Genomic DNA, 22,189 nt, shown 5'->3' on the forward strand with positions numbered 1-22,189 from the left:
GGACGACGCGGTGGCGCCGCTCAGCCCTCGGGGCGAGGAGACCTGCGTGGGTTCAGCAGGTCTCCGTCCCACGACAGGTCGTCGTGCTCGCGGACCTCGAACGCCTCGAACCGGCCGTCGTCGAGCACGCGGTCGACGAGCGCGCGCGATCCGGCGACGATCGTCGAGTCCCAGTCCTCCTCGGCGGCGACGACCCACGCGTGGTCCTCCGGCCAGATGAACGTCGTGTGCGGCGCCACCTGGCCGTGCAGCCCGAAGCTCTCCCAACCCGGGACCGCCCGCTGCGCCCACGACGGATCGACGAGCTCGTCCAGGGTCGCCCTGAAGAGCCAGGTGTCCCGCGCGGGCCAGGCCATCAAGCCCCGCGCACGGCGGATCCGGTGCCGGCGTTCAGCGGACGGCGGCCCGCCCGTCCCCTCCCACGCTCCGACGACCAGGTCTCCGGGGGTCGACGTCGCGCTCCGTAGGTGCGTGGTGAGGACGGCGAGGTCCTGCGGGTCGAACCACCCGTCGTCCGACTGGTCCACGCGCCAGCCGTCGGCCCACGACGTCGTCTGCTCGTCGTCGGTCAGGCGTTGCCACTGCACCAGGGGGTGCATCACACGGTCGTTGCGGCGCGCGACCTCCGACCACCGCCAGCGGGTGTGTTCGACGTCCGGGTGGTCGCCCCACTCGTCCGTGGTGTCGAGGTCCGCCCGGTGCGCGCCGACCGGGTGCAACAGGCGTGCGTACGCCTCGAACCCGGTGCCCGCGACACCACCGACGCTCGCCCAACGCCCGGCACGCGCGACGAGCCAGTCGCCCCGCGATGCATCGCTCAGCAGGCGCATCGTGCTGCTGCTCAGAGCTTCTCGTCGACGAGCGCGATGAAACGACTGCCGATGCCCTCGACCTCACGCCGCGTCAGGCCGGCGGTGGGCTCGGGCGCCTGGTACGGGGCGTGGTAGTCGCACATCAGGTAGTCCCACTCGGGCCACCACTTCTTCGGGCGCGCCTCTTCGTCGAAGCCGCAGACCACGCACTCCAGGCGCGTCCAGACCTTCTTCGTGCCGGTGCGGTTGGCCCGGGACTGCACGAGCCAGGCGGGCGGGTCCTGCTCGATCGCGTCGAGCTCCGCTTCACTCAGGCGCGACGGAATGCCGTGGCGGGTCGCCATCTCGAGGGGGATGTCGAGCCGGACGGCGGCTTCGCGGCGGGAGAGCATCCGTCCAGGGTAGGTCCTGCCACTTCCCACCTCGAACTGCGACGGCAGCAACCGGGACGTCCACCGCGGACTTTCCTCGAGTGGGCAGTCCGTGTATGGTCTCGATCACTGAGGTAAAAGGCGCCGCGATCTGCGACGCACCCGCACGCGGCATCGAACGAGTCGCCACTTCTTCCCTCGAAGGAGTGCGCCATCGTGTCCCCCAGTCCCGCTCTCACCACCGGGCGCGTGCCCGCCGGTGACTCGTCGCCTCGTCTGCGCGACGCCTGGATCGCCCTCGCCGGGCTGTCCGCGGTGTTCCTGTTCGAGATGCTCGACAACTCCGTGCTCAACGTCGCCCTGCCGACGATCGGTCGCGACCTGGGCTCGTCGACGACGGGCCTGCAGTGGGTCTCAGGTGCCTACTCGGTCGCCTTCGGAGGGCTGATGCTGCTCTTCGGCGCCGTCGCCGACCGCATCGGACGCCGCAGGGTCATGTTCGCCGGGCTCGTCCTGCTGGCCCTGGCGAGCCTCGCCACGGCGGTGGTCACGTCGACCGAGCAGCTGATCGCCGTGCGGGTCGCGATGGGCGTCGCCGCGGCGATGACGACGCCCGGGTCGATGGCGCTGGCGTTCCGGCTCTTCGACGACGAAGGCCTCCGGGTGCGGGCACTCACCGTCATCTCCACGGCCGGGCTCGTCGGGCTGGCCATCGGGCCGACCGTCGGCGGGTTCGTGCTCGCCGTCGCCCCGTGGCAGGTGCTGCTGCTGGCCGACGTGCCCATCGCGGTCCTCGCACTCGTCGGCATCCGGCTCGGTGTCGCCCGCGACGAGGATTCAGGGCTCCATCGTGATCCGGTCGACGTGGTCGGAGCGCTGCTCGGTACCGTGACCACGGCCGGAGCGCTCGTGGCGCCGACGTTCCTGGTCGAGTCCGGAGCCGCTGGCTGGTGGGGGTGGGCCGTCCTCGCCCTCGCCGTCACCTGCGCGGTGGGGTTCGTCGCCCGCGAGCGGACCGCGCGGCACCCGCTGATCGACCTGCACCTGCTCGCCCGACCACTCGTCTCGAGCGGCCTCGCGTTCAAGGCCGCGTCGGGTCTGGCCGTCGCCGGACTGTCGTACCTCGTGACCCTGCAGCTGCAGTTCGCCTGGGGCTGGCCGCCGGCCCTCGCCGCCGTCGGGACGCTGCCGCAGGTGGTCGTGCTGCTCGTCGGCGGCCGCTTCGTCGGGCCGTTCGTGCAGCGGGTCGGCCTGGGCCGCGCCGCCTGGATGAGCGCCGTCTCGGTCGTCTCCGGTCTCGCGGTCTTCGGCGCCCTGAGCCGGTACGGGTACCCGTGGGTGCTCGTCGCGCTCGTGCTCGTCGCGTCCGGCATGCGGGTCGTCGGCGTCGTCGCCGGCGCGTCGGTCCTCACGGGGCTGCCCGCGGACCGCACCTCCGTCGGAGCGGCGCTCGTCGACACCTCGAGCGAGCTCGCGGGTGGTGCCGCCGTCGCGGCGGCGGGGACCATCGTCGCCGCCTTCGTCGCCGGGAGCATCACCACGACCACCTGGACTGCCGCCCGGATCGAGAGCTTCCAGGACGCCCTCACCGTCGCCGGGCTCGGCCTCGCCGCGGTCGCAGCGCTGCTCGTCGTGGTCGGCATGCTCCGAGCCCGGCCCGCCGTCGAACCAGAGGACGAGGCCCCGTCCGACCCTGCCGACACCACCCCTGCACACACCGACCCGATCACCATCACCGAGGAGACCTCCCGTGTCTGACACCATCGCCCTCCCCCGCCCGCCGTTCGATCCCGAGTTCGTGCCCTTCCTCACCGCCATGGATGCGCGCGGCCGCTTCCACCTCACGGCGCAGATGCTGCCGCAGATGCGACAGCTGGACATGACCGAGGCGCAGCTCGACGAAGGACTGCATGCTCGCGGCCTCGAGCGCAGCAGCATCACGATCCCGGGGCACCGCGGTGACCCGATCGACCTCGCCGTGATCCAACGCACCGGCCGCACCGGCACGGCTGCCCTGGCCTACGCGATCCACGGCGGCGGCATGATGTTCGGCCACCACCTCGGCAACCTCGACTCCTACGACGAGTGGCTGCTGGTGCACGACGTGGTCCTGGTCAGCCCGGACTACCGCCTGGCTCCGGAACACCCGGACCCGTACCCGGTCGAGGACTGCTACGCCGGTCTCGTCTGGGCAGCCGAGCACGCCGACGAACTCGGCATCGACCCGGAGCACATCGTCCTCGTCGGGCAGAGCGCCGGTGCCGGTCTCGCTGCCGGCACCGCCCTCCTCGCCCGCGACCGACGGGGGCCCTCCGCCATCGGCCAGGTGCTCGTGAGCCCCATGCTCGACGACCGCGACGCGACACTGTCGGCTCGGCAGTTCGACGGTGTCGGGGTCGCCGACCGGGAGATGACACGGTTCGGCTGGGACGCCTACCTCGGTGACCGGCGGGGCGGCGAGGACGTGTCGATCTACGCCGCACCCGGCCGCGCGACCGACCTCGCCGGGCTCCCGCCCGCGTACATCGACTGCGGCAGCACCGAGGTGTTCCGCGACGAGACCGTCGCCTACGCCAGCTCGCTGTGGGCGGCAGGGGTCCAGGCGGAACTGCACGTGTGGCCGGGAGCGTTCCACGGATCGACGAGCATGATGCCCGACGCGACGCTGTCGCGGCGGGCCGTGCGGGCCCTGCGCGAATTCACCGGGCGTCTCCTCAGCCCGGCGGTTTGACGGCAGTCCCGGCACGAGCGCATCGCGGCGCTCGTGCCGGGACCGGCTCCTGTTCGCAGCAACAGCTAGATCCGGTCCAGGGACACCACCGTGACGACGATCGGCCACGCCTCACCGTCGAGCTGCACGGACCGCAGCCCGCGCGGCAGGGCTTGTCGGTCTTCGGACTCAACGACGACTCCCTGCAGCCCGATGAGGTGCCCGGAACCCCTGCTGTAGTGCACGCGATCACCGACGACGGGCATGATGATGGTGTCCGCCGCCAGCTCCTCTGCAGCGAGTTCCACGGTGAGAGGCCAAGACTCCGTGAGCACCTCGGCGAGCTGTGCCTCGAACACGCCGCGTTCGTCGAGCTCCGCGTCGCGCACCTCGGGATCCACGATCCTCGCGACTGGCAGGATCTGCTGGCCGATCGTGCGCGCGACTCCGCATCCGATCGCGACACCCAGGCCGGCGAGGGACAGCCCCGTGCTCGCCGTCTCGAACCGCAACGTGACTGGATCAGCAACGACCTGACGGAGTCCGCCCTTCGAGCCGCCGCCGGTGTGCGCTCGCACGGCAGTCGCCTGCACCGCGCCGTGGATTCGTGGCGCGACCGAAGCTGCTCTCGTCCGCCGGAGATCACCGCCGAACTGCTCTCCGAGATGCTTCGTGAACGCGAGGGCGCCAGGCCGTCGCTCGTCGCAGTTGTCCATCGGGTCGCCTTCGGGTCGGCTTCTCGCAGCCTCGGGTCAGGCTGTTCCCGGACCGTACTGCCGGACCATCCGCCCACACGACGGTTCCTCACCGATTTTGCGGTAACCAGCAACGCCGATTCGGAGTTCGCGCCGGCGCAGCCCCGAAGCGCGAGTAGATGACTCCCAGCGGGAATCGTGCTTCTACCTCGTCGCTGAACTTCGACGCTTCGGACTCAGTCGCGAAGACACCGAGCACCGTGTTGTGTGGTGACTCGTCACCACCGGGGTCTGGTCGCCTCAGAGCTCTGACGTCGGCTGTTGGCGGGGGTTGAGGAGATCGCCGTCCCAGCTCAGGTCGTCGTCTTCGTGCACCTCGAAGGCCTCGAAGTGATCGTCCGCGAGGATGCTGTCGACGAGTGCGCGTGAGCCGGCGACGATCGTCGAGTCCCAGTCTTCCTCGGAAGCGACGACCCAGGTGTGATCCCCGGGCCAGATCAGCGACGTGTAGGGCCCTTCCTGCTGGGGGCGACTGCATCCCCATCCGGGGACGGAGCGCTGCGCCCACGATGGGTCAGCAAGCTCGCGCAGGCTCGAGCTGAACAACCACATGTCCCGACCGGGCCACGGCATCTGCATGCGAACCCGCGCGCGCGCGTTCCGGCCTCCTTCGGCCCATGGCGGGTTGCCGGTGCCTTCCCATGCTCCGATGACCAGGTCGTCCGGGTTCCGCGTCGCGGCCCGCAGATGCGTGGTCAGGACCGCGAGGTCCTCCGGGTTGAACCACCCATCGTCGGACTGACCGACACTCCACCCATCCGACCAGTCCCTCGTGTGCTCGTCATCGCTGATGCGGAACCACTGCACCAGGGGATGCATCACCCGGCCGTTACGGCGCGCAACCTCAGCCCACCGCCAACGCGTGTGCTCAACATCGACGGGATTGCCCCACTCGTCGACCGTGTTCGGGTCAGTACGGTGCGCATCCACCGGGTGCAGCAGCCGCGCGTACGCCTCGAAGCCCGTGCCAGCGACACCGCCGACGGTCGCCCATCGACCGGCCCGCTTCACGAGCCAATCGCCTCGCAGGGCTTCGGTCAGCAGGATCACCGCATCAGCATCCCACGGCGAACGCCTTCACTCAGGAAAAGCAGTCTCCGAAGACCATCCGCAACCGGAACCGCCCCTACTCCCCCACGTCCGAGCAGCCCGGCAACGCCGCGATGTCCGTGCACCCGTACTCGCTCCACCCACCCTGGCCGTAGGTGTCGTACGCCGCAGTCGACGCCACCGTGGCCCCTGCACCAGCCGTCCGGACGAAGGACGGGGTCGGATCACCCTCGGTCGTCCACCGGACCCACTGGAGCGAGGCCACCTCGCCCGCTTCGCTCGCGTCCCGCAGACACCGCAGGCTCTCGGCAGGGAGCGCACCGTCGGCCTCGAGCTCCACGTCACCGCAGTCGGTACCGCTCGGGTTGCTGACCCACTCGGGCGCATCGGCGAGTGTGCGGGCGGACGCGATGGGGTCAGCTGGCTGCTCGCTGCACGCCGACAGGAGCGGCAGCGCGACCAGCGCGAGTCCGGCGGCGGCGAGGACCAGTGGCTTCTGCACAGGACGAGCATGGCTCAACGAGACGCCCTGCCGGGTCACGGTCCGACAACATGTCGAGCGCTGGCGACCTGACGCCCGATGGTCCACACCAGACGGACGGGAGGCCCGCTGCCAGCTGGCAACGGGCCTCCCGTCCGCATGATGGTCGCGTCGACGACGCGACGAGCAGGCGCTGGTGCGTCAGCGCGATCCGACGATCGCGGCCTTGGTCTGGTCACGCAGGTACGCGATGCCGGCAGCGTTCGGGTGGAGTGCGCCGAAGAGGATGCTGTACTTCGTCCCGGCCAGCGGCGTGCTGTCCGCAGCGGTGCCGCGATCGGTCAAGGTGAGTCCCGACATCCATGCCGAGCCCGACGCAGCACAGGGGGTGTGCGCGGCAGAGCCCTGGAGCGTCGAGACGTAGGTGAACCCACGAGCCTTCGCAGCAGCCTTGACCGCTGCGTCGAGCGCGTTCTGGGTGCGGTGGAAGTAGGCGGTGTCGGTGGCGGTGAAGGGGAACGCGTTCTGCGGGAACGGCGGCTCGAGACCGGAGTCACCGAGGAGACTCGAGAAGCATCCCTTCGGGGCCTGCGCCGCACCCGGCGCGATCATCGGGTAGCCGACGACGAACACCTTCGCCTGCGGAGCACGCTGCGCGATCACGCGGAACGTCGCAGCGAGCCGAGGTGCCACGACCGTGCGGATGCGCGATGCGAGACGATCCCGCGTGACGCCGTGCACGACCGGTGCGTAGTAGTCCTTGCAGTGGTCGTAGGTCTTCCCGTGGATCTCCGAGAACACCGGGCCGGCCTTGTCCAGCGCGACGCAGTTCGCGATGACGCCGGAGAACCCCAGGTCGTTCCCGCCGATCGACACCGTGACGACGTCCGTGTCCTTGGAGAGCGCGTCGGCCTGGACGGGCGCGGTGGCACTTCCGGCTCCGGTCTTCTGCGCGACCCGGGAGATGTTGCCGGTGGTGGCACCGGCGCAGGCACGGTCGTCGAGCTGGAGTCCCAGTGATGCTGCGACCTGGTGCGGGTAGTCGGTGGTGGACTGGAAGCAGCCGGCCGCCGGACCCGAGCTGTAGGGGCCGACGCCGAAACCGCCCGCGTACGAGTCGCCGAGGGCCACGTAGTTGTCACCGCTGGCGGCGGCCACGGACTGTGTGGGCGCCGCGCCGTCGGCGTTGGCCGCGGAGACGGGCCCGGCCGCCCCGACAGCGAGCGCTGCCGCCGTGAGGACGCCGCTGGTGATCAGCAGCGCGTTGGTCCGGCGGAGGCGAGGAGCGTGACGCATGGAGCAGGTTCCTTCCAGAGGGCCTATTCGACAGACGATCGTCTGACAAGTAGACGGTAGGTCGGCGGGGCGTCCCGCGCCATGAGAGGGCCACAAGGTGCATGGGATGCGCTCCGCGCACCCGTCCTGTCCTGTCGTGTCCTGTCCTTCGACGTGGATCAGGCCGGCGCGCACCAGGTGGACAGGTGGTCCAGCGCCGCTCCGGCCGTGGTCACCAAGCGCTTGCGGGTCGATTCCCGGTCGGCATCCGCGAGGACCGCGTCGCCGATGGCCTCGGTGGTCTGGTGCACGACGGCCACGAGCGCGGCAGCCTGAGCACGCCGGGTCATCGAGTCGAAACCCGTGTCCGCCAGTTCTGCTGCCACCGCGGACGTGACTTCGTCGTAGAACTCCAGCGCCCGTCGCCGGAGCACCGCGCTGAGCCGGCATTGCGCTGGGAACTCCCCTCGCGCCAAGGCCGGGTCCTCTGCGACGTACCGATCGACATCCTCGAGCACGATGGTGCGCATCGCTTCCGCGGGTGACTGCTGCGCACCTCGGTCCGCAACCGCAGCTCGGATCTTCTCGAGCACCTCGTCGGCTCGGTCGAACACCAGATCGGGTTTGGTCGGGAAGTAGTTGTAGACGGTCTGATCCGAGACGCCTGCAGCTCGGGCCACGTCTGACATCGACACCTCGTCGTACCCGTGCTCCGCGAACAGGCGTGCAGCAACGTCACCCAGGCGCTCGCGGGTCTCCCGTTTCTTGCGCTCTCGCAGCCCCGACGGAACGCCCTCGCTCGACTCCACCATTCCCCGAGTCTGGCACGAAACGTTGAGTGACCCAAAGTTCTGGTAGGTTAACCAAAGTTAGAGTCACTACAAGTTCGGCGGATGCCGAGGAACGAGGACGATCGATGACAACGCAGAAGCAGGAACAGGTACTCATCGCAGGAGCGAGTTTCGCTGGGCTCACGACCGCGCTGTGGATGCGTCGGCTCGGGTACGACGTCTCGATCGTCGAGGTCGCTTCCGGGTTGAAGCGAGGTGGCACCCCGGTCGACATCCGCGACGACACCATCGCGATCGTCGATCGGATGGGCCTGCTCGAGCAGATCTCGGCGAAGGCGCTGGCGCCGCGGGTGACGGAGTTCACGACGCCGGAGGGAGACCGCATCGCGCGGATGGATCCCGTGCCACCCTCGGCCGGATCGACGGGCGACGGCTACGAGATCCACCGCGACGACCTGCTCGACATCCTCGCCGCCGCGACCGAAGGCGAAGTGGAAATGCTGTGGAACAACTCGGTCACGTCCCTGCACGAGACCGACGAAGAGCGCGTGCACGTCACCTTCCGCGACGGAACCGAACGGGACTTCTCCATCGTGTTCGGCTGCGACGGCAACCACTCCACAGTGCGTCGACTGCACTTCGGGCAGGAAGCGCTGTACAGCCACTTCCTGCGGACGTACTTCTCCGTCGCCATCCTCGACGACCTCGTCATCGAACCGCAGACGACCCGGATCACCAACGCACCGGGCGTCACGATGCTGATCAACTCGTACGACACCACCACCGACCTCGTCCTCGGCTTCCGCTCCGAGCAGGAGATCCCCTTCGACCACCACGACGAAGCGGCACAGAAGCACATCCTCCGCGAGCACATGCTCCGGGCCGGTTCGCCGTTCTCGGACCACGTCGACGAGGCCATCGGCGCCGAGACCTTCTACTTCGACAAGCTCAGCCAGATCAAGATGCCGGCGTGGACGTCCGGCCGTGTCGCACTCGTCGGCGACGCCGGTTACTGCCCTTCCCCGGCCGCCGGGATGGGCGGCTCGCTCGCCATCATCGGCGCCACTGCACTCCACGACGCCCTCCGGGACGCGGACGGCGACGTCGAGCAGGCATTCGCTGACTACGAGCGCGCGCTCCGGCCGGTCGTCGACGCGGTACAGCACGACGCCGAGCACATCGGTGTCAGCAGCTACTTCCCCGCGACCGCAGACCAGATCGATGCGCGCAACAGGATGCTGCTCGACCGCTGAGTACGGACGCCCCGCGGTTGCGCCTGTTCGAAACAATTCCACAAGACTTCTTGTGCGTATAGGGTCGCACCATGACCCAAGGACGGATCGACGACCCCGCCCAGATGCGCGCCCTCGCTCACCCGACACGCCTGCGCATCCTCGGCCTGTTGCGTGCGAACGGCCCGCAAACCGCCGCGACGATCGGCGAGGTGATCGACGAAGCGCCCGGCACGATCAGCTACCACTGCACCCGACTCGCCGCCGCGGGCTTCATCGAACCCGCTCCCGACGCGGGCACGGACCGACGTGAGCGCTGGTGGCGAGCCGCGCACGACGCCTCCGTGTGGGAGCTCGCCGATGCGCTCGACGACCCGGAGCGGTTGCTCGCCACCAACACCCTCGACCACGCGGTCGCCCGCGTGTACGCCGCGAACTACGAGGCGTTCGTCGACCTCGCGCCGACGCTCGGACGCGACTGGGTGTCCGCGTCCTCGAGCTCGGACCGCGTGCTCCGCCTCACGGCAGCCGAGCTCCAGGACATGGGCGAGGAACTCCGCGGCGTCGTGGACCGCTGGGCTGGTGTCGCTGCCGAGCACCACGCCGGCGACGGCTCCGAGCAGGTCTTCGTGCTGAACCAGGCATACCGATGGCCTCGCGGCTGAGCCCCCGGGCGCAACTGCGCGCACTGCTCGCGGTGCAGGTGGTGTCGCGCATCGGGAACGTCATCACCACCATCACCGTGCCGTTCGCCGTCCTCGCGCGTGGCGGCTCCGCCACCGACGTCGGCATCGCCGCGTTCATGGCGACGGTGCCGATCGTGCTCGGCGGCCCGTTCGGCGGTGCCATCGTGGAGCGGGTCGGCTTCGTCCGCTCGAGTGTCGCGTCCGACGTCGTCAGCGGGCTCACCCTGCTCGCGATGCCGGTGCTCGCCTGGACCGTCGGTCTGCCGTTCTGGGCGCTCCTCGCGCTCGTGTTCGTCAGCGGGCTGTTCGACACCCCGGGTGAGTCCGCCCGACGGGTGCTCCTGCCGGGGCTCGCGACCGCGGCAGGCGTGCCGCTCGAACGTGCCGTCGGCCACTTCGAGGCGTCGTCACGGCTGTCGGTGCTGATCGGTGCGCCCCTCGGCGGGACCCTGGTCGCCGTCCTCGGTCCGATGCCGGGTCTCGCCTGCGTGGCGATCGCCTTCGGGGCAGCCGCGATGCTCATGGCGCTGACGGTCCGCGGTGCGGTGGCGCCGGTCGCGTCCGGCGAGCCCGTGGAGTCGCAGGGGTACTGGCGCGACATCGCCGACGGGTTCCGGTTCTGCGTCCGCGATCCCCTGTTCCGGCTCGTGGTCGCGCTGGTGCTCGTGACGAACCTGCTCGACGCCGCACGCTCGACCACTCTCCTGCCGCTCTACGCCGACCAGCAGCTCGGCGGCGCGCAGGCGCTCGGGCTCGTCACCGGTGTCTTCGGGGGTGCGGCGTTCCTCGGCTCCGTCGCCTTCGGGTACGTGGCGCACCGCGTGCCACGGCGGTTGGTCTTCGCCCTGTGCTTCGTGCTCGCCGGCGGGCCGTCCCTGGTGGTCCCGGCGCTCGGGCTCGGCCTGCCGTGGATGCTCGCCTCGGCTGCGCTGTCCGGGCTGGCGGCCGGGTCGATCAACCCGATCCTCGGAGCCGTCGAGCTCGAGCGGATCCCGGAGCACATGCGCGCGCGGGTGTTCGGCCTGCTCGGTGCCGGCGCGTGGGCGGGCATCCCCGTCGGCGGCCTGCTCGCCGGGCTCGCTGCCGACGGTGTGGGGGTCGAGGCCACCTTCGCCGTCGTCGCGGTCGTGTACACGGTCGTGACGCTCACGCCGCTGCTCGGCGGATCATGGCGGCTGATGGAACGCCGCTCGGTCACGGTGTCGGCGGCTTGACGTCCGGTGGTCCGCCCGAACCGCCGCCTAGGCTGCGGAGGTGACCAGGCACCGGACGGACACCCGACGAGCGATCGTCGTGACCGTTCTGGTCGTGGCTGCCGCGGCCGTCCTGTTCATCGGTCTGCGCGCCGCACTGCTGTTCGCGGGGGCGACGGAAGGCGACGTGCCGACGTCGTCGTCGATCCCCCTGCCTGCGGGAAGCAGGGTGGTCCACGAGGACGAGGAGTGCGCATCCGGTGGATGCTGGTCGGTCGTGTCCGTGCAGCCGCCGACGGGAGTGAGCCCGTCCGAACTGTCGACGACGTTGGGCACTGAACCGTTCGCGAGGCTGCCCGGGACGCTGTGGGATCCCCGCGTCGTCAATCTGACGTCGGAGGTCCAGGGCGAGCTCCTCGTGGTCCGAGCGGACTACTGGTCGCGCGAACTCCCACCCTGACCGGCGGGTGGGGTTGTCACCTGACGCCTGCACCGTCACCGACCGGGGTCAGTGACTGTCGGTCATCCCGCTGCTCACGTACGAGGAGTCGACCGTGTCGTCGGTGAGCGTGCAGTTGTAGATGGCATACGGGTCGGTGTGCCCGTCGTCGAACGTGAAGGGGTAGATGAGCTGGTAGGTCCCGTCGCTGCCCGGGTACCCCGACGGGTCGTTCGTGAACGTCAGGGTGACCCCGGCATCCGCGGCCCCCTTGCTGCACTCGTCGTAGATGTGCTGCGCGAGCGCCGACGTCCCGGGGTCTTGCGACGGGGACGACGACGGAGTCGACGGAGGTTGGTTCACCGGGGTCGCGGCGTCGGTCGCGGTCGGAGACTGGGACGGCACCGGGGTCTTGTCCCCGGTCATCGCCGTGGTGGCGGACGGCGACGGAGTCGCGGTGCTCGCAGCACAACCGCTGAGGGCGGCGACCATGACGCAGGCGGCCAAAGCTGTGACGCTGACGCGGGTTCGGGCGTTCATCGGTGGTCTCTCCTTCGGTCGGAGCAGGGGTCGCTCACTGAGAGATGTCGTGGAACGACGGATCCTGACACCGACAGCGGCCTCCACCACGAACAGGTTCAGCCGCCGCTGCGCTCCCGACGACGCACCCGCAGCGTGCCGATCCCCTGCACGATGCAGACGACGCCGCTCGCGACGACGATGACCCCGGTCACGATCCGACCGACGGAGACCCCGCCGAACAGCAGCGGCGCGACCGCGACGCCGATGAAGATCGCGCCCATGACGATGACGACGACCGGGTTCTGGGCGACGAAGAACCGGCGACCGCCATTCGCTTCGGCGATCGCCCGGTCCCGAGCACGCGGGACGGCGTCCGGCGACCGACCAGCGCGGCGATCTGCACGCCGTCGCCGGCTGCGCAGGACCAACCACACCGCCGCGCCGATGACCGCGGCCGCTCCGATCGCGATCCACTCGACGAGCTGGAAGAACCCGAAGACGATCACCAGGACGAACCCGACCGCGACGCCGACGAACATGTCCGTGGTCATCCGGTCGGTCCGGCCGTCGACACTCGTGACGTAACCGGGGCGGCGTTCGTACGGATCGTGCTCGTCCACGGCCGGTCCGTCGGCCCGTTCGGTTCCCATGCTCCGAACGTACCGACGGTGCGGCGGGCCCGTCCGGGTCAGCCCACTCGTTCCGCCGACGGCTCGGCCCGGACCCCGTGTGCCGGACGCCGCTCCCGCACGATCGCCACCGCCTGGCGCAGCGACAGCCCCGGCAGGTAGGTACGGACGATCGCGACGCCGATCGTGGGCAGCGCCACCGGGTCCGGGTACGCCATCACCAGGGGGTGCAGGTCGGGCCCGAACTTCGCCTTGAAGCGCAGCAGGGAGCGGAACCCGTACACCGGCTCGAGCGCACCGCCGACGACGTCGAGGACCGATTCGACGCCGCTCCGCCCGGCCCCCTGCGGCTCGGCCGACGAGGCGAGCGGGGCCGCGGACAGGCTGAGCCGCTCGGCACCGTCGGCGCGCATCCGGTCGACCGCACTCGCGACCAGGAACTCCATCACACCGTTCGGGGCGTCCGGCGCGCGGCGCATCACGTCGAGCGTCCATCCGACCACCTGCCCGGCGCGGTACGCCGGCAGCCAGCTGGTGACGGCGAGGACGGTGCCGTCCTCGCTCAGGGCGACGAGCGTCCGGACGGCAGGGTCGCGCATCTCGTCGATCCCGCCCAGGGTGAACCCCATCTCGGGCAGTTCGCGCTCGGCGACCCACTCCTCCGAGATCGCCTCGATCTGGCGCGTGACCGAGCCGGGCAGCGAGGCCCAGTCCGACCAGAGCGCGGTGGTGCCGGATCGTGCGGCCTTGTTGACGGCCGTGCGGACGTCCTGCTTGCGCTTGCCCGTCGTCGTCCAGGTACGCGGGTCGAGGTCGGCGTCCTCGGCCACGGGAAGGGTCGTCCAACCGAGCCGGGCGAGTGCAGCGCCGAGGGTGGAGTCGATGCCGTAGAAGACAGGCGTCCAGCCGTGGTCGTCCGCGGCCCGTGCGAAGCCCTCGAGTGCCGCCAGCCGCGCGTCCTCGTGTCCGAAGGGGCCGCCGGTCGTCACGGCCACGCTGCCGGTGCGGTGGTAGGCGACCCCGGCTCGGCCGTCCTCGGTGAACCAGTACTCGTTGCCGGGCCAGGTCGTCATCCACCCGAAGGTGTCACCACCGCCGGCGACCAGGAGCGCCCGAGCGGCCACCCGAGCGGCGTCCTGCCCGTCGAGGTCGCTGTCCGAGCGCCCGGCCCCGGTCGGCCGGACCGCGGCGATCGCCACCGCGAGCCACAGGAGCGGGCCGGAGACACCCACGACGAACCGCAGCGCCGGGTCGGCCTGCGCCAGGTGCGTCGGCAGGGTCACGGGGGCGATCGGGCCGAGCACGGCGAGCGCCAGGTGGAGGGGCTCGCGCACGCTGTCGCCCGAAGCCACGGCGACACCGACGACGACGACCGCGAGCACCACGGCCGAACCGGCGACCGTCAGGACGAAGGTCCGCAGTCGTCGCTCGTCGGTCCGGACCGGGAAGTCCGCGCGGCGCAGGACGAGCACCACGGCGGTCGCGATCGGCACCAGCACCGACGCGGCGATCGAGAGTGAGACCGCGAGGTGGTCCGACGCCAGGCGCTGCACGACGGCGTGGTGGCGTTCGGGCAGCACCCCGTACGAGACGGCGGTCGCGACGCCGGACACCAGGTCGACGGTCGCGACGAGCCACAGTGCGAACCGGCTCCCGCGCCGGAGTCCCACCGCGCCGACCGCCAGGACCACGAGCGGCATCACGGCCAGCAGCGAGTGGAACAGGCCGTGCGGGTGCACCTCGGCGAGCGCCCGGACGCAGCTGGCGGTCACCCCGGTCACCGAGCAGTGCGGCATCCGTCCGGTCGGCCCGGTGTCGAGCACCACGGCGAGCGGGGCGAGCAGCCCGAACTGGGCACCGGTGACGAGCGCGAGGACGGGTCCGACGGCCGACACGGTCACCGCGGCCACGAGCAGCACCCGGGTCTCGCGTGATGAACTCCGGGTCCAGCCGCTCCGCACCGGCGACCGTCGCAGCACGCGGCCGAGCACCAGGCCGACGACCAGGGCGAGCGCAGCGTGCAGGTCGGACGCGTGTCCGGCGTAGAGCAGCAGTGCCGCGACGACGGCGATCGACACCACCCGGATCCGGCGTCGCCACAGGGCGCCGGCGAACGCGCTCGCGGTGACGATGGTGCCGACGATCCACGTCCAGGGTCCGACGTGCCCCAGGTGCACGAGGAAACCGCGGTTCGCCGGGGCGCCGTCGAACAGCTGCAGCAGGGCGCCGAGCCCGGTCCCCACCACGGTCGTGACGACCATCGCGAGCAGGGTGCGCCGCCAGCCGAGCAGCCGTTCGGACGCCGCGGTGCAGACCACGACGGCGACGAAGGTGACGAGGAACCCGACGACACTGCTCGTCACCGCGACCACGCCGAGCGGACCCATCGTCCCGCCCAGGGTGTCGGGCGTCCGGCCGTCCTTCGTGCCGAGGCACCTGAGCACCACGGCGGCGATGCCGGCGACGATCGTCAGGGCCGAGACGACGCTCGTCAGCGGGTACCGACGAGCTGCCGGCACGAGCCGTCTCGGATGCGCCCACGCGAGGGCCGCGACCACCGCGCTCACCGCAGGCCCAGGTGCGCGATGACGCCGGGCATCCCGACGCGCAGGGCGTAGCGGACGGTGTTCCAGTCATGGGCGGAGCCCTGGGACACGAACAGCCGGGTCCGCATGCCGGCGGCGTTCGCGGCGGCGCGGAGTGCCGTGGTCGAGGCGACGTAGGGGGCGTCGTCGCTGCCGTAGGCGAACACCGTCAGGTGCCCGGGGTAGGGACCGTGCGCCCGCATGATCGCCCGCGGTGCCGCTGCGGCGTACCGCGAGGCCGAGCCGCCGAACCCGTACCGGATGCTGTGCTGGACGGAGCCGTTCAGGGGTGCGAGCTCGCTCGAGATCGCGAAGGTCGTGCCGAACACGCCGGGGTGGGCGGTGGAGAACTGCATGGCGCACGTCGCGCCCTGCGAGAACCCGACGATGCCCCAGGCGGAGGGGGACGCTCCGACGCGCAGGTGCTGCCGGATCCAGTTCGTGGTGTCGGTCATGATGTACGTCGCGGAACGGCCGAGGGACGAGTCGACGCACATCGGGTTCCGGTCCGGTGCCCCGAGTTGATCCGGCGCGACGACGATCGGGGCGAGTCCGTGGTGGGCCTCGGCGAACGCGTCCATCACCGCGCCGAGCCGACCGGCCTGGAACATGTCGCTCGGCTGCCCGGGTTGCCCGGCCAGGCTGATGACGACCGGCAGGGTCGGTGGTCGCTCGGTCAGGGCGGCCGGCGGCAGGTACACCACCGCCGGCCGTGCGTGGAAGTGGGAGACGGTCGACGGGATGGTGACCGAGAGCACCTTCCCGCGTCGCGGCATGCCGGCGGGGGCCCGCCAAGTGGCCGGGTCCACCACCGGACTGGAGGCGCGTCCCACCCCCGTCTCGTGTCCCAGCGGACCCGACGGGTACGGATCGGTCGTCACGGCCTGCTCGATGGTGCGGTACGCCCCGAAGTCGACGTTGACGCCGAGGACGGCGGCCAGGGCCACCGCCACCGCCGCGAGCACGCCGAGCACGCGGCGGAGCCAGCCGCCCTGGACGACCGTCACGACGAGGAGCCCGACTCCACCGAAGGCAAGGGCCACCCACATCCGGGTGATCGGGGTGAACGACACCCCGTACAGGTCCTGCACGTCCCCGAACCACCACACCGCGACCAGCCCGATCGCGGCGCCGACGGCCACGGCGCCGAGTCGCCAGAGCAGGCCCCGGACCGGATGCCGGGAGTGACGACCGAACGCCGGCAGCAGCGCGGCGACGGTGAGGAGCCCCGCGGCGACGTCGACCGGGACGAGCACGGTCGGCGCGACGACGGCGACGTGGAACAGGGGTCGGAGCAGATCGTGGAACATGGGGCCTCCCGGCGGACGGTGCAATCGTGGCGGCGGCCCGCTGCGAACGGGGCACCGAGGCGCTTCCGGTTCGCACAGTTCCCACCTGTGCGGCTCCCAGGCGGCACTCGAACAACGCCCAGTGAGGCGTCCGGTGCGACGCTGCCGCGGGGCCGCTCGGTGGCGCGCACCTAGGGTGAACGGGTGACGCACGACGGATCGGTACGGGCTGCACTCGCGGCGGTCGCAGCGGACGGCTGGGGTGACGGTGGGCCGCTCGTCGAACCCGGCGGCACGGCCTCACCACGTCGGGCCGCGGTCCTGATGCTGTTCGGCGCGCTCGACCACACGCCGAGCGACCGACCGGCGGCAGCGCCCGGTGTCCCGCGGGACCTCGACGTCCTGCTCCTCGCCCGGGCCACGACCCTGCGCGCGCACGCCGGCGAGGTCGCGTTCCCCGGTGGACGCATCGACCCCGGTGACGCGGACGCCGTCGCCGCCGCCCTCCGCGAGGCACAGGAGGAGACGGGGCTCGACCCCGCTGGCGTCGAGGTGCTCGGCGCCCTGCCAGCCGTGCCCCTGGCGTTCTCGAACCACCTGGTCCGGCCCGTCATCGGCTGGTGGCGCGACCCCTCACCGATCCGCGTCGTCGACGAGCACGAGTCGGCGGCGGTGTTCCGGGTCCCCGTGGCCGACCTGCTCGACCCGGCGAACCGCGGCGTGACCGTGATCCGCCGCAGTGGTCAGGAGTGGCGCGGACCGGCGTTCACCATCGAGGCCGACGGGGACGAGCACCTGGTGTGGGGCTTCACCGCGATGCTGCTGGATGCACTGTTCGACCGACTCGGCTGGACGGAACCGTGGGACCGGAGCCTCGAGGTGCCGCTGCCCTACTGAGCACCGGGAACGACAGCGGGTCGGCCCGCACCGCGTCGACCGCGTGGGCCACGGCCCCGATGACGACGACGTCGGCCCCGAGCGACGACGCGACGAGTTCCGGCACCGGGTCGAAGTGCCCTTTCGCGAGCAGCTCGCGCGCGCGGTCGATCACGGCGACCGCGGGCTGGGCGATCGCGCCGGCGACCACCACGCGGTCGATGTCGAGCAGGCTCGCGAGCAGGATGCAGACCCGGGCCAGGCGGTCCCCCAGACGGTCGACGATCGCGCGCGCGACCGGATCACCGCTCCGTGCGGCCGCGAACACCAGGGCGGCGTCAGCGGCGAGCGCGGCGTCCGCGGGGATGTGCCCGGCGGCGACGGCGTCGGCCACGAAGGTGCGGGCGACCGCGCCGATGCCGTCGGAGGAGCCGACACCCTCGACGAGTTCGAGCACCCGCATCTCCCCGGCGCCACCGTGGGCACCGCGCAGCAGGACCCCGTCGACGACGAGGCCCGCGCCGAAGCGTTCGCCGGACAGCAACGCCGCGAACGAGGCGTCGCCCGAGGACGGCCGCTCGGCGAGCGCGGCGAGGTTCGCGTCGTTCTCGACGAGCACCCGCCCGTCCGGCACGGCGTCGGCGAACCCCGGGTTCATCCGGACCCAGAAGCCGCCGTCGTCGGGCGAGGCACCGGCGGCGTCGACCGGCGCCGGGATGCCCACGACCGTGACCAGGACCCGTCCGCGGTCGACGTCGGCCGAGGCGAGGGCGGCGGCCACGGTGTCGGCGAGGACCCCGAGTCGAACGGGCACGTCGAGGCCTGATTCTCCGAGCGACCCCTCGGCGCGACCGAGCACCGTGCCGCGCAGGTCGGCGACGAAGGCGGTGACCCGGTGCTGGCCGGCGTCCACACCGACGACGACCCCGGCGACCGTGTCGAGCTCGTAGCGACGGGCGGGGCGTCCCATCCGGTACTCCCCCGCGGCCCGGGCATCGTCGAGTTCGCGGAGCCAGCCGAGCCGCACGAGCTCCTCGGCCGCCCCGAGCACGGTCGACCGGGTCAGGCCGGTGGCGTCGATCGCCTCGGTCGCGGTGAACGCGGACGAGTCGAAGGCGTACGCGAGCAGCGTCTCTGCGCTCGTTCCACGGGGTGGCGGCATGTCGTGACCCTATCGCGCGACGAGTTCCTTGCGGAATTAGATTTTCTCGCTACATTTAGTTCCGCGGGCAGCATCGGAGCCGCTCGCGGGACGGAACGGCAGGGACGCCGGGTCCGGACGGACGGAGACGACGTGCAAGCACACGCCACCGCCAGGAGCGCAGCATCGGTCAGCCGACGCGGGTTCCTGCTGGGAGCGGGCGGCATCGGGGCGGGCCTCGCGCTCGCCGGATGCGCCCCGATCGGGTCCTCGAGCGCCAAGCCGGAGACCATCACGTTCTACGTGTCGAAGCCCGAGGTCATCGGCTACTTCGACGACGTCATCGCGCAGTTCCACCAGAGCCAGTCGAAGGTCCGGGTCGTGCGCGACTCGACCTCGAGCATGTCCGCGAACTTCGTGCGGAACCGGCCGCCGGACCTCGGCTGCTGGAACTACAACTTCTCGGTCGTGCCGTTCGTCGAGCACGGCGCGCTGACCGACCTGTCCGACCTGCCGCAGGCCGACACCATCAACCCCGACCTGTGGCCGCTCATGGAGCAGACCGCCGACTACCCCGGCCGGAAGAGCGCCCTGCCGTACTCGGTGACGGCGGCGTCGGTGATCTACAACAAGGCGCTCTTCGCGCAGCAGGGGCTCGAGGTCCCGACGACGTGGAGCGAGTTCGCCGACGTGTGCGAGCGCCTCACCAAGGCCGGCATCGCGCCGATCTACGGCACGTTCAAGGACAAGTGGACGATCGCCCAGGGCATGTTCGACTACTCGATCGGCGGCATGATCGACACCCCGGCGACCTTCGAGGCACTCCGGCGCGAGGGCACGAACGTCGGAGAAGGGTCCGCGGTCTCGTTCGAGCGCGACCTGCGGAAGCCGATGGAGCGCATGGTGCAGCTCCGCGCCTGGCACCAGGACGGCGCCGCGAGCCGCGGGTACGGCGACGGCAACCTCGCCTTCGCCCAGGGCAAGGCGGGCATGTACCTGCAGGGACCGTGGGCCCTCGGCGAGATCGCCAAGACCACGAAGGACATGGACCTCGGCACCTTCCCGCTCCCCGTCACCGACGACCCGGCCGACCGCAAGGTCCGCGTGAACGTCGACCTGGCGCTCTGGATCCCGGAGGCGTCGCGCAAGCAGGAGGCCGCCCGCGAGTTCCTGTCGTTCCTGATGACCAAGCAGGTCAACGACAAGTACAACGCGGACAACAACGGCTTCGGGGTGCGCAAGGACGCTCCCCCGGCGTCGAACCCCGCCCTCCGCGGCATGCAGTCGTACTACGACGACGCAGCCTTCTACCTCGGCGCCTCGCAGCTCATCCCCGCCGAGATCCCGGTCGCGAACTACGCGCAGTCGATCGCCTTCGGCGGCGACCCGCAGCGCCAGCTCCGCACCCTCGACGCCGACTGGGCGCGTCTCGCGCTCCGCACGGCCGCGTAAGGAGACGTCCGAATGGCAACCACGACCACCGAATCCATCACGACGGCGAACCGCCGCCGCCGTGGCGGAGCCGCCCCGCGCCTCCAGGCCGGACGACGGAAGGGACTGCGGGACGGACGACGCAAGCCCCGCGTCGACCCGCTCTTCCTGGCGTTCCTGCTGCCCACCCTGGTGCTCTTCACGCTCGCCATCACGCTGCCGGCGGTGATGGGCATCGTGCTGAGCTTCACGAACTCCGTCGGCTTCGGCGAGTTCCGGTTCACCGGGCTCACCAACTACATCGCGGTGTTCTCCGACCCCGCGATCCTGCAGGCGTACCTGTTCACGCTCGGGTTCTCGCTCGTCACCGTGATCGTCGTGAACGCGATCGCGTTCCTGCTGGCCATCGCGCTGACGTCGAAGATCCGCGGCAAGATCGCGCTGCGTGCGGTGTTCGTGCTGCCGATGGTGATCTCGGGCATCGTCATCGCCTACGTGTTCTCGTTCCTGTTCGCGAACAGCCTGCCGGCCTTCGCCACCGCGATCGGCTTCGGGCCGCTCGAGCAGAGCATCCTGGCGAACCCGGACCTGGCCTGGCTGGCGATCGTGGTCGTCACCGCCTGGCAGGCGATCCCGTCGACGCTCCTCATCTACATCGCCGGCGTCCTCTCGATCCCCGGCGAGGTGTACGAGGCGGCAGCCCTCGACGGTGCCAGCGCGTGGCGGCAGCTCGTCTCGATCACCGCACCGCTGACTGCGGGCTACATCCTGATCAACCTGGTCATCGGGTTCAAGAACTTCCTGAACTCGTACGACATCATCGTCGGCCTGACCGACGGCGGCCCCGGCACCTCGACGACCAGTGTCGCGATGTCGATCTTCAAGGGCTTCAACGGCGGCGACTACGCCTACCAGATGGCGAACGCCACGATCTTCTTCGTCATCGCGGTCGTCATCGCCGTGATCCAGCTGCGGGCGACCCGCGGGAAGGCAGCGCTCTGATGTCCCTGCAAGCACCCCTGCGACCGGGGACCACCGCGACCGGCAGCATCCGTTCCGTCGACGCCGACCGGTCCGCCGGCTCGGGCAAGGCCGGCCGCGCTCGTTCGAACTGGCCCGTCACCGTCGTCCTCGTGCTGTGCGCGCTGTCGGTGCTCGTGCCGCTGTACGTCACCCTGACGATGGCGTTCAAGACCACCGGCCAGGCCGTCGACGGCAACGCGTTCTCGCTGCCGGCACCGTTCAGCGTCGACGGCTTCGTGCAGGCGTGGCAGCTGACCGACTTCCCGCGGGCGTTCGGGGTCTCGGTGTTCGTCGCCGCGATCACCGTCGTCGGCACGATCCTGCTCGCCTCGTTCACGGCCTACGCGATCGCCCGGAACTGGGACCGCCGGCTGTTCCGCTGGTCGTTCTTCTACCTGCTCGCGGCGATGTTCCTGCCGTTCCCGGTGCTCGCACTGTCGCAGGTGAAGCTCACCGGACTCGCGCACCTGGACAACCCGCTCGGTGTCGCGATCCTGCACGTCATGTTCCAGCTGTCCTTCAGCGTGCTGCTCTTCACGGCCTTCCTGCGGTCGATCCCGGCGGAACTGGAGGAGAGTGCACGCATCGACGGTGCGAGCACGGGGCAGGTGTTCTGGCGACTCGTGTTCCCGCTGCTGGCACCGATGAGCGCCACCGTCGGCATCTTCGCGTTCCTCGCGTCCTGGAACGACTTCGTGATGCCGTCGCTGATCACCTCCGACCCGGCGCTGCAGACCCTGCCGGTGCTGCAGCAGATGTTCCAGACGCAGTTCAGCAACAACTACAACGTGTCGTTCGCCTCGTACCTGATGGCGATGGCCCCGGCGATCATCGTCTACCTCGTCACCCAGCGGTGGGTGATGGCCGGCGTGACCCAGGGTGCCATCAAGTGACCGAC

At 70.8% G+C, this 22,189-nt stretch carries 22 protein-coding genes; 10 read left to right on the top strand and 12 right to left on the bottom strand.

What is annotated here, in order from left to right:
- Positions 1-20: 20 nt before the first annotated feature.
- Entirely contained in the window at positions 21-830 is an 810-nt protein-coding gene (locus DEJ01_RS13535) for a hypothetical protein (protein WP_111093302.1), read from the bottom strand.
- Between the two features lie 11 nt (positions 831-841).
- Positions 842-1,204 carry a hypothetical protein gene (locus DEJ01_RS13540; RefSeq protein ID WP_111022117.1) on the bottom strand — a complete coding sequence of 121 codons (363 nt, stop codon included), beginning with the start codon at positions 1,202-1,204 and terminating at the stop codon, positions 842-844.
- A 195-nt stretch (positions 1,205-1,399) separates the two neighbouring features.
- On the opposite strand from DEJ01_RS13540, the gene DEJ01_RS13545 reads away from it, so the two are divergent.
- Positions 1,400-2,941, top strand: coding sequence for an MFS transporter (locus DEJ01_RS13545; protein WP_309147064.1), 1,542 nt, complete (start codon positions 1,400-1,402; stop codon positions 2,939-2,941).
- Entirely contained in the window at positions 2,934-3,914 is a 981-nt protein-coding gene (locus DEJ01_RS13550; protein ID WP_111093304.1) for an alpha/beta hydrolase, read from the top strand. Before DEJ01_RS13545 ends, DEJ01_RS13550 begins: the two co-directional genes overlap by 8 nt.
- 65 nt (positions 3,915-3,979) lie before the next feature.
- On the opposite strand, the gene DEJ01_RS13555 is transcribed toward DEJ01_RS13550, so the two are convergent.
- The 5 genes from DEJ01_RS13555 to DEJ01_RS13575 form a co-directional block, all read right to left on the bottom strand.
- Complete coding sequence (locus DEJ01_RS13555; protein ID WP_181438454.1) at positions 3,980-4,471, bottom strand: hypothetical protein; 492 nt, start codon at positions 4,469-4,471, stop codon at positions 3,980-3,982.
- 417 nt (positions 4,472-4,888) lie between these two features.
- The gene (locus tag DEJ01_RS18225; protein WP_181438455.1) at positions 4,889-5,698 is read right to left on the bottom strand and encodes a hypothetical protein; all 810 of its coding nucleotides are present in this window, start codon (positions 5,696-5,698) and stop codon (positions 4,889-4,891) included.
- A 76-nt stretch (positions 5,699-5,774) separates the two neighbouring features.
- Positions 5,775-6,200, bottom strand: a complete 426-nt coding sequence (locus DEJ01_RS13565) for a hypothetical protein (RefSeq protein ID WP_111029953.1) — start codon at positions 6,198-6,200, stop codon at positions 5,775-5,777.
- 180 nt (positions 6,201-6,380) lie between these two features.
- Positions 6,381-7,475 carry an SGNH/GDSL hydrolase family protein gene (locus tag DEJ01_RS13570; RefSeq protein WP_181438456.1) on the bottom strand — a complete coding sequence of 365 codons (1,095 nt, stop codon included), beginning with the start codon at positions 7,473-7,475 and terminating at the stop codon, positions 6,381-6,383.
- A 158-nt stretch (positions 7,476-7,633) separates the two neighbouring features.
- Complete coding sequence (locus tag DEJ01_RS13575; protein WP_111093307.1) at positions 7,634-8,266, bottom strand: TetR/AcrR family transcriptional regulator; 633 nt, start codon at positions 8,264-8,266, stop codon at positions 7,634-7,636.
- A gap of 104 nt (positions 8,267-8,370) precedes the next feature.
- Here DEJ01_RS13575 and DEJ01_RS13580 point away from each other — a divergent pair, with 104 nt between their 5' ends.
- The 4 genes from DEJ01_RS13580 (at position 8,371) to DEJ01_RS13595 (ending at position 11,816) form a co-directional block, all read left to right on the top strand.
- A complete protein-coding gene (locus DEJ01_RS13580; protein ID WP_111093308.1) occupies positions 8,371-9,498 on the top strand; it encodes an FAD-dependent monooxygenase in 1,128 nt (375 codons plus the stop codon).
- A gap of 71 nt (positions 9,499-9,569) precedes the next feature.
- A complete protein-coding gene (locus tag DEJ01_RS13585; RefSeq protein ID WP_111055498.1) occupies positions 9,570-10,142 on the top strand; it encodes a transcriptional regulator in 573 nt (190 codons plus the stop codon).
- A complete protein-coding gene (locus DEJ01_RS13590) occupies positions 10,127-11,377 on the top strand; it encodes an MFS transporter (protein WP_111029948.1) in 1,251 nt (416 codons plus the stop codon). Before DEJ01_RS13585 ends, DEJ01_RS13590 begins: the two co-directional genes overlap by 16 nt.
- A 79-nt stretch (positions 11,378-11,456) precedes the next feature.
- Entirely contained in the window at positions 11,457-11,816 is a 360-nt protein-coding gene (locus tag DEJ01_RS13595) for a hypothetical protein (RefSeq protein WP_146247625.1), read from the top strand.
- 48 nt (positions 11,817-11,864) lie between these two features.
- Here DEJ01_RS13595 and DEJ01_RS13600 read toward each other — a convergent pair whose 3' ends face one another.
- The 4 genes from DEJ01_RS13600 to DEJ01_RS13615 all read right to left on the bottom strand — a co-directional run bounded on the left by DEJ01_RS13600 (position 11,865) and on the right by DEJ01_RS13615 (position 16,841).
- A complete protein-coding gene (locus tag DEJ01_RS13600) occupies positions 11,865-12,335 on the bottom strand; it encodes a hypothetical protein (RefSeq protein ID WP_146247626.1) in 471 nt (156 codons plus the stop codon).
- Between the two features lie 98 nt (positions 12,336-12,433).
- Positions 12,434-12,967: a hypothetical protein gene (locus DEJ01_RS13605; protein WP_111093311.1), complete on the bottom strand. Its 534-nt coding sequence runs from the start codon at positions 12,965-12,967 to the stop codon at positions 12,434-12,436.
- Positions 12,968-13,005: 38 nt separating this feature from the next.
- Complete coding sequence (locus DEJ01_RS13610; protein WP_111093312.1) at positions 13,006-15,465, bottom strand: bifunctional lysylphosphatidylglycerol flippase/synthetase MprF; 2,460 nt, start codon at positions 15,463-15,465, stop codon at positions 13,006-13,008.
- A 44-nt stretch (positions 15,466-15,509) separates the two neighbouring features.
- Entirely contained in the window at positions 15,510-16,841 is a 1,332-nt protein-coding gene (locus tag DEJ01_RS13615) for an esterase family protein (RefSeq protein ID WP_111093313.1), read from the bottom strand.
- Positions 16,842-17,024: 183 nt separating this feature from the next.
- Here DEJ01_RS13615 and DEJ01_RS13620 point away from each other — a divergent pair, with 183 nt between their 5' ends.
- Positions 17,025-17,717 carry a CoA pyrophosphatase gene (locus DEJ01_RS13620; protein WP_258375723.1) on the top strand — a complete coding sequence of 231 codons (693 nt, stop codon included), beginning with the start codon at positions 17,025-17,027 and terminating at the stop codon, positions 17,715-17,717.
- Here the strand turns inward: DEJ01_RS13620 and DEJ01_RS13625 are convergent.
- A complete protein-coding gene (locus DEJ01_RS13625) occupies positions 17,629-18,858 on the bottom strand; it encodes an ROK family protein (protein WP_111093314.1) in 1,230 nt (409 codons plus the stop codon). The two genes, DEJ01_RS13620 and DEJ01_RS13625, sit on opposite strands and share 89 nt — an antisense overlap.
- A 132-nt stretch (positions 18,859-18,990) precedes the next feature.
- On the opposite strand from DEJ01_RS13625, the gene DEJ01_RS13630 reads away from it, so the two are divergent.
- The 3 genes from DEJ01_RS13630 to DEJ01_RS13640 are packed head-to-tail and all read left to right on the top strand — an operon-like array spanning position 18,991 to position 22,184.
- Complete coding sequence (locus DEJ01_RS13630) at positions 18,991-20,289, top strand: ABC transporter substrate-binding protein (protein WP_111093315.1); 1,299 nt, start codon at positions 18,991-18,993, stop codon at positions 20,287-20,289.
- A 12-nt stretch (positions 20,290-20,301) separates the two neighbouring features.
- On the top strand, positions 20,302-21,270 hold the full coding sequence (locus DEJ01_RS13635) for a carbohydrate ABC transporter permease (RefSeq protein WP_111093316.1): 969 nt from the start codon (positions 20,302-20,304) through the stop codon (positions 21,268-21,270).
- The gene (locus DEJ01_RS13640) at positions 21,270-22,184 is read left to right on the top strand and encodes a carbohydrate ABC transporter permease (RefSeq protein ID WP_111093317.1); all 915 of its coding nucleotides are present in this window, start codon (positions 21,270-21,272) and stop codon (positions 22,182-22,184) included. Before DEJ01_RS13635 ends, DEJ01_RS13640 begins: the two co-directional genes overlap by 1 nt.
- Positions 22,185-22,189: the final 5 nt, after the last annotated feature.

The organism is Curtobacterium sp. MCLR17_040 (genome assembly GCF_003234735.1).
Classification (GTDB): Bacteria; Actinomycetota; Actinomycetes; order Actinomycetales; family Microbacteriaceae; genus Curtobacterium; species Curtobacterium flaccumfaciens.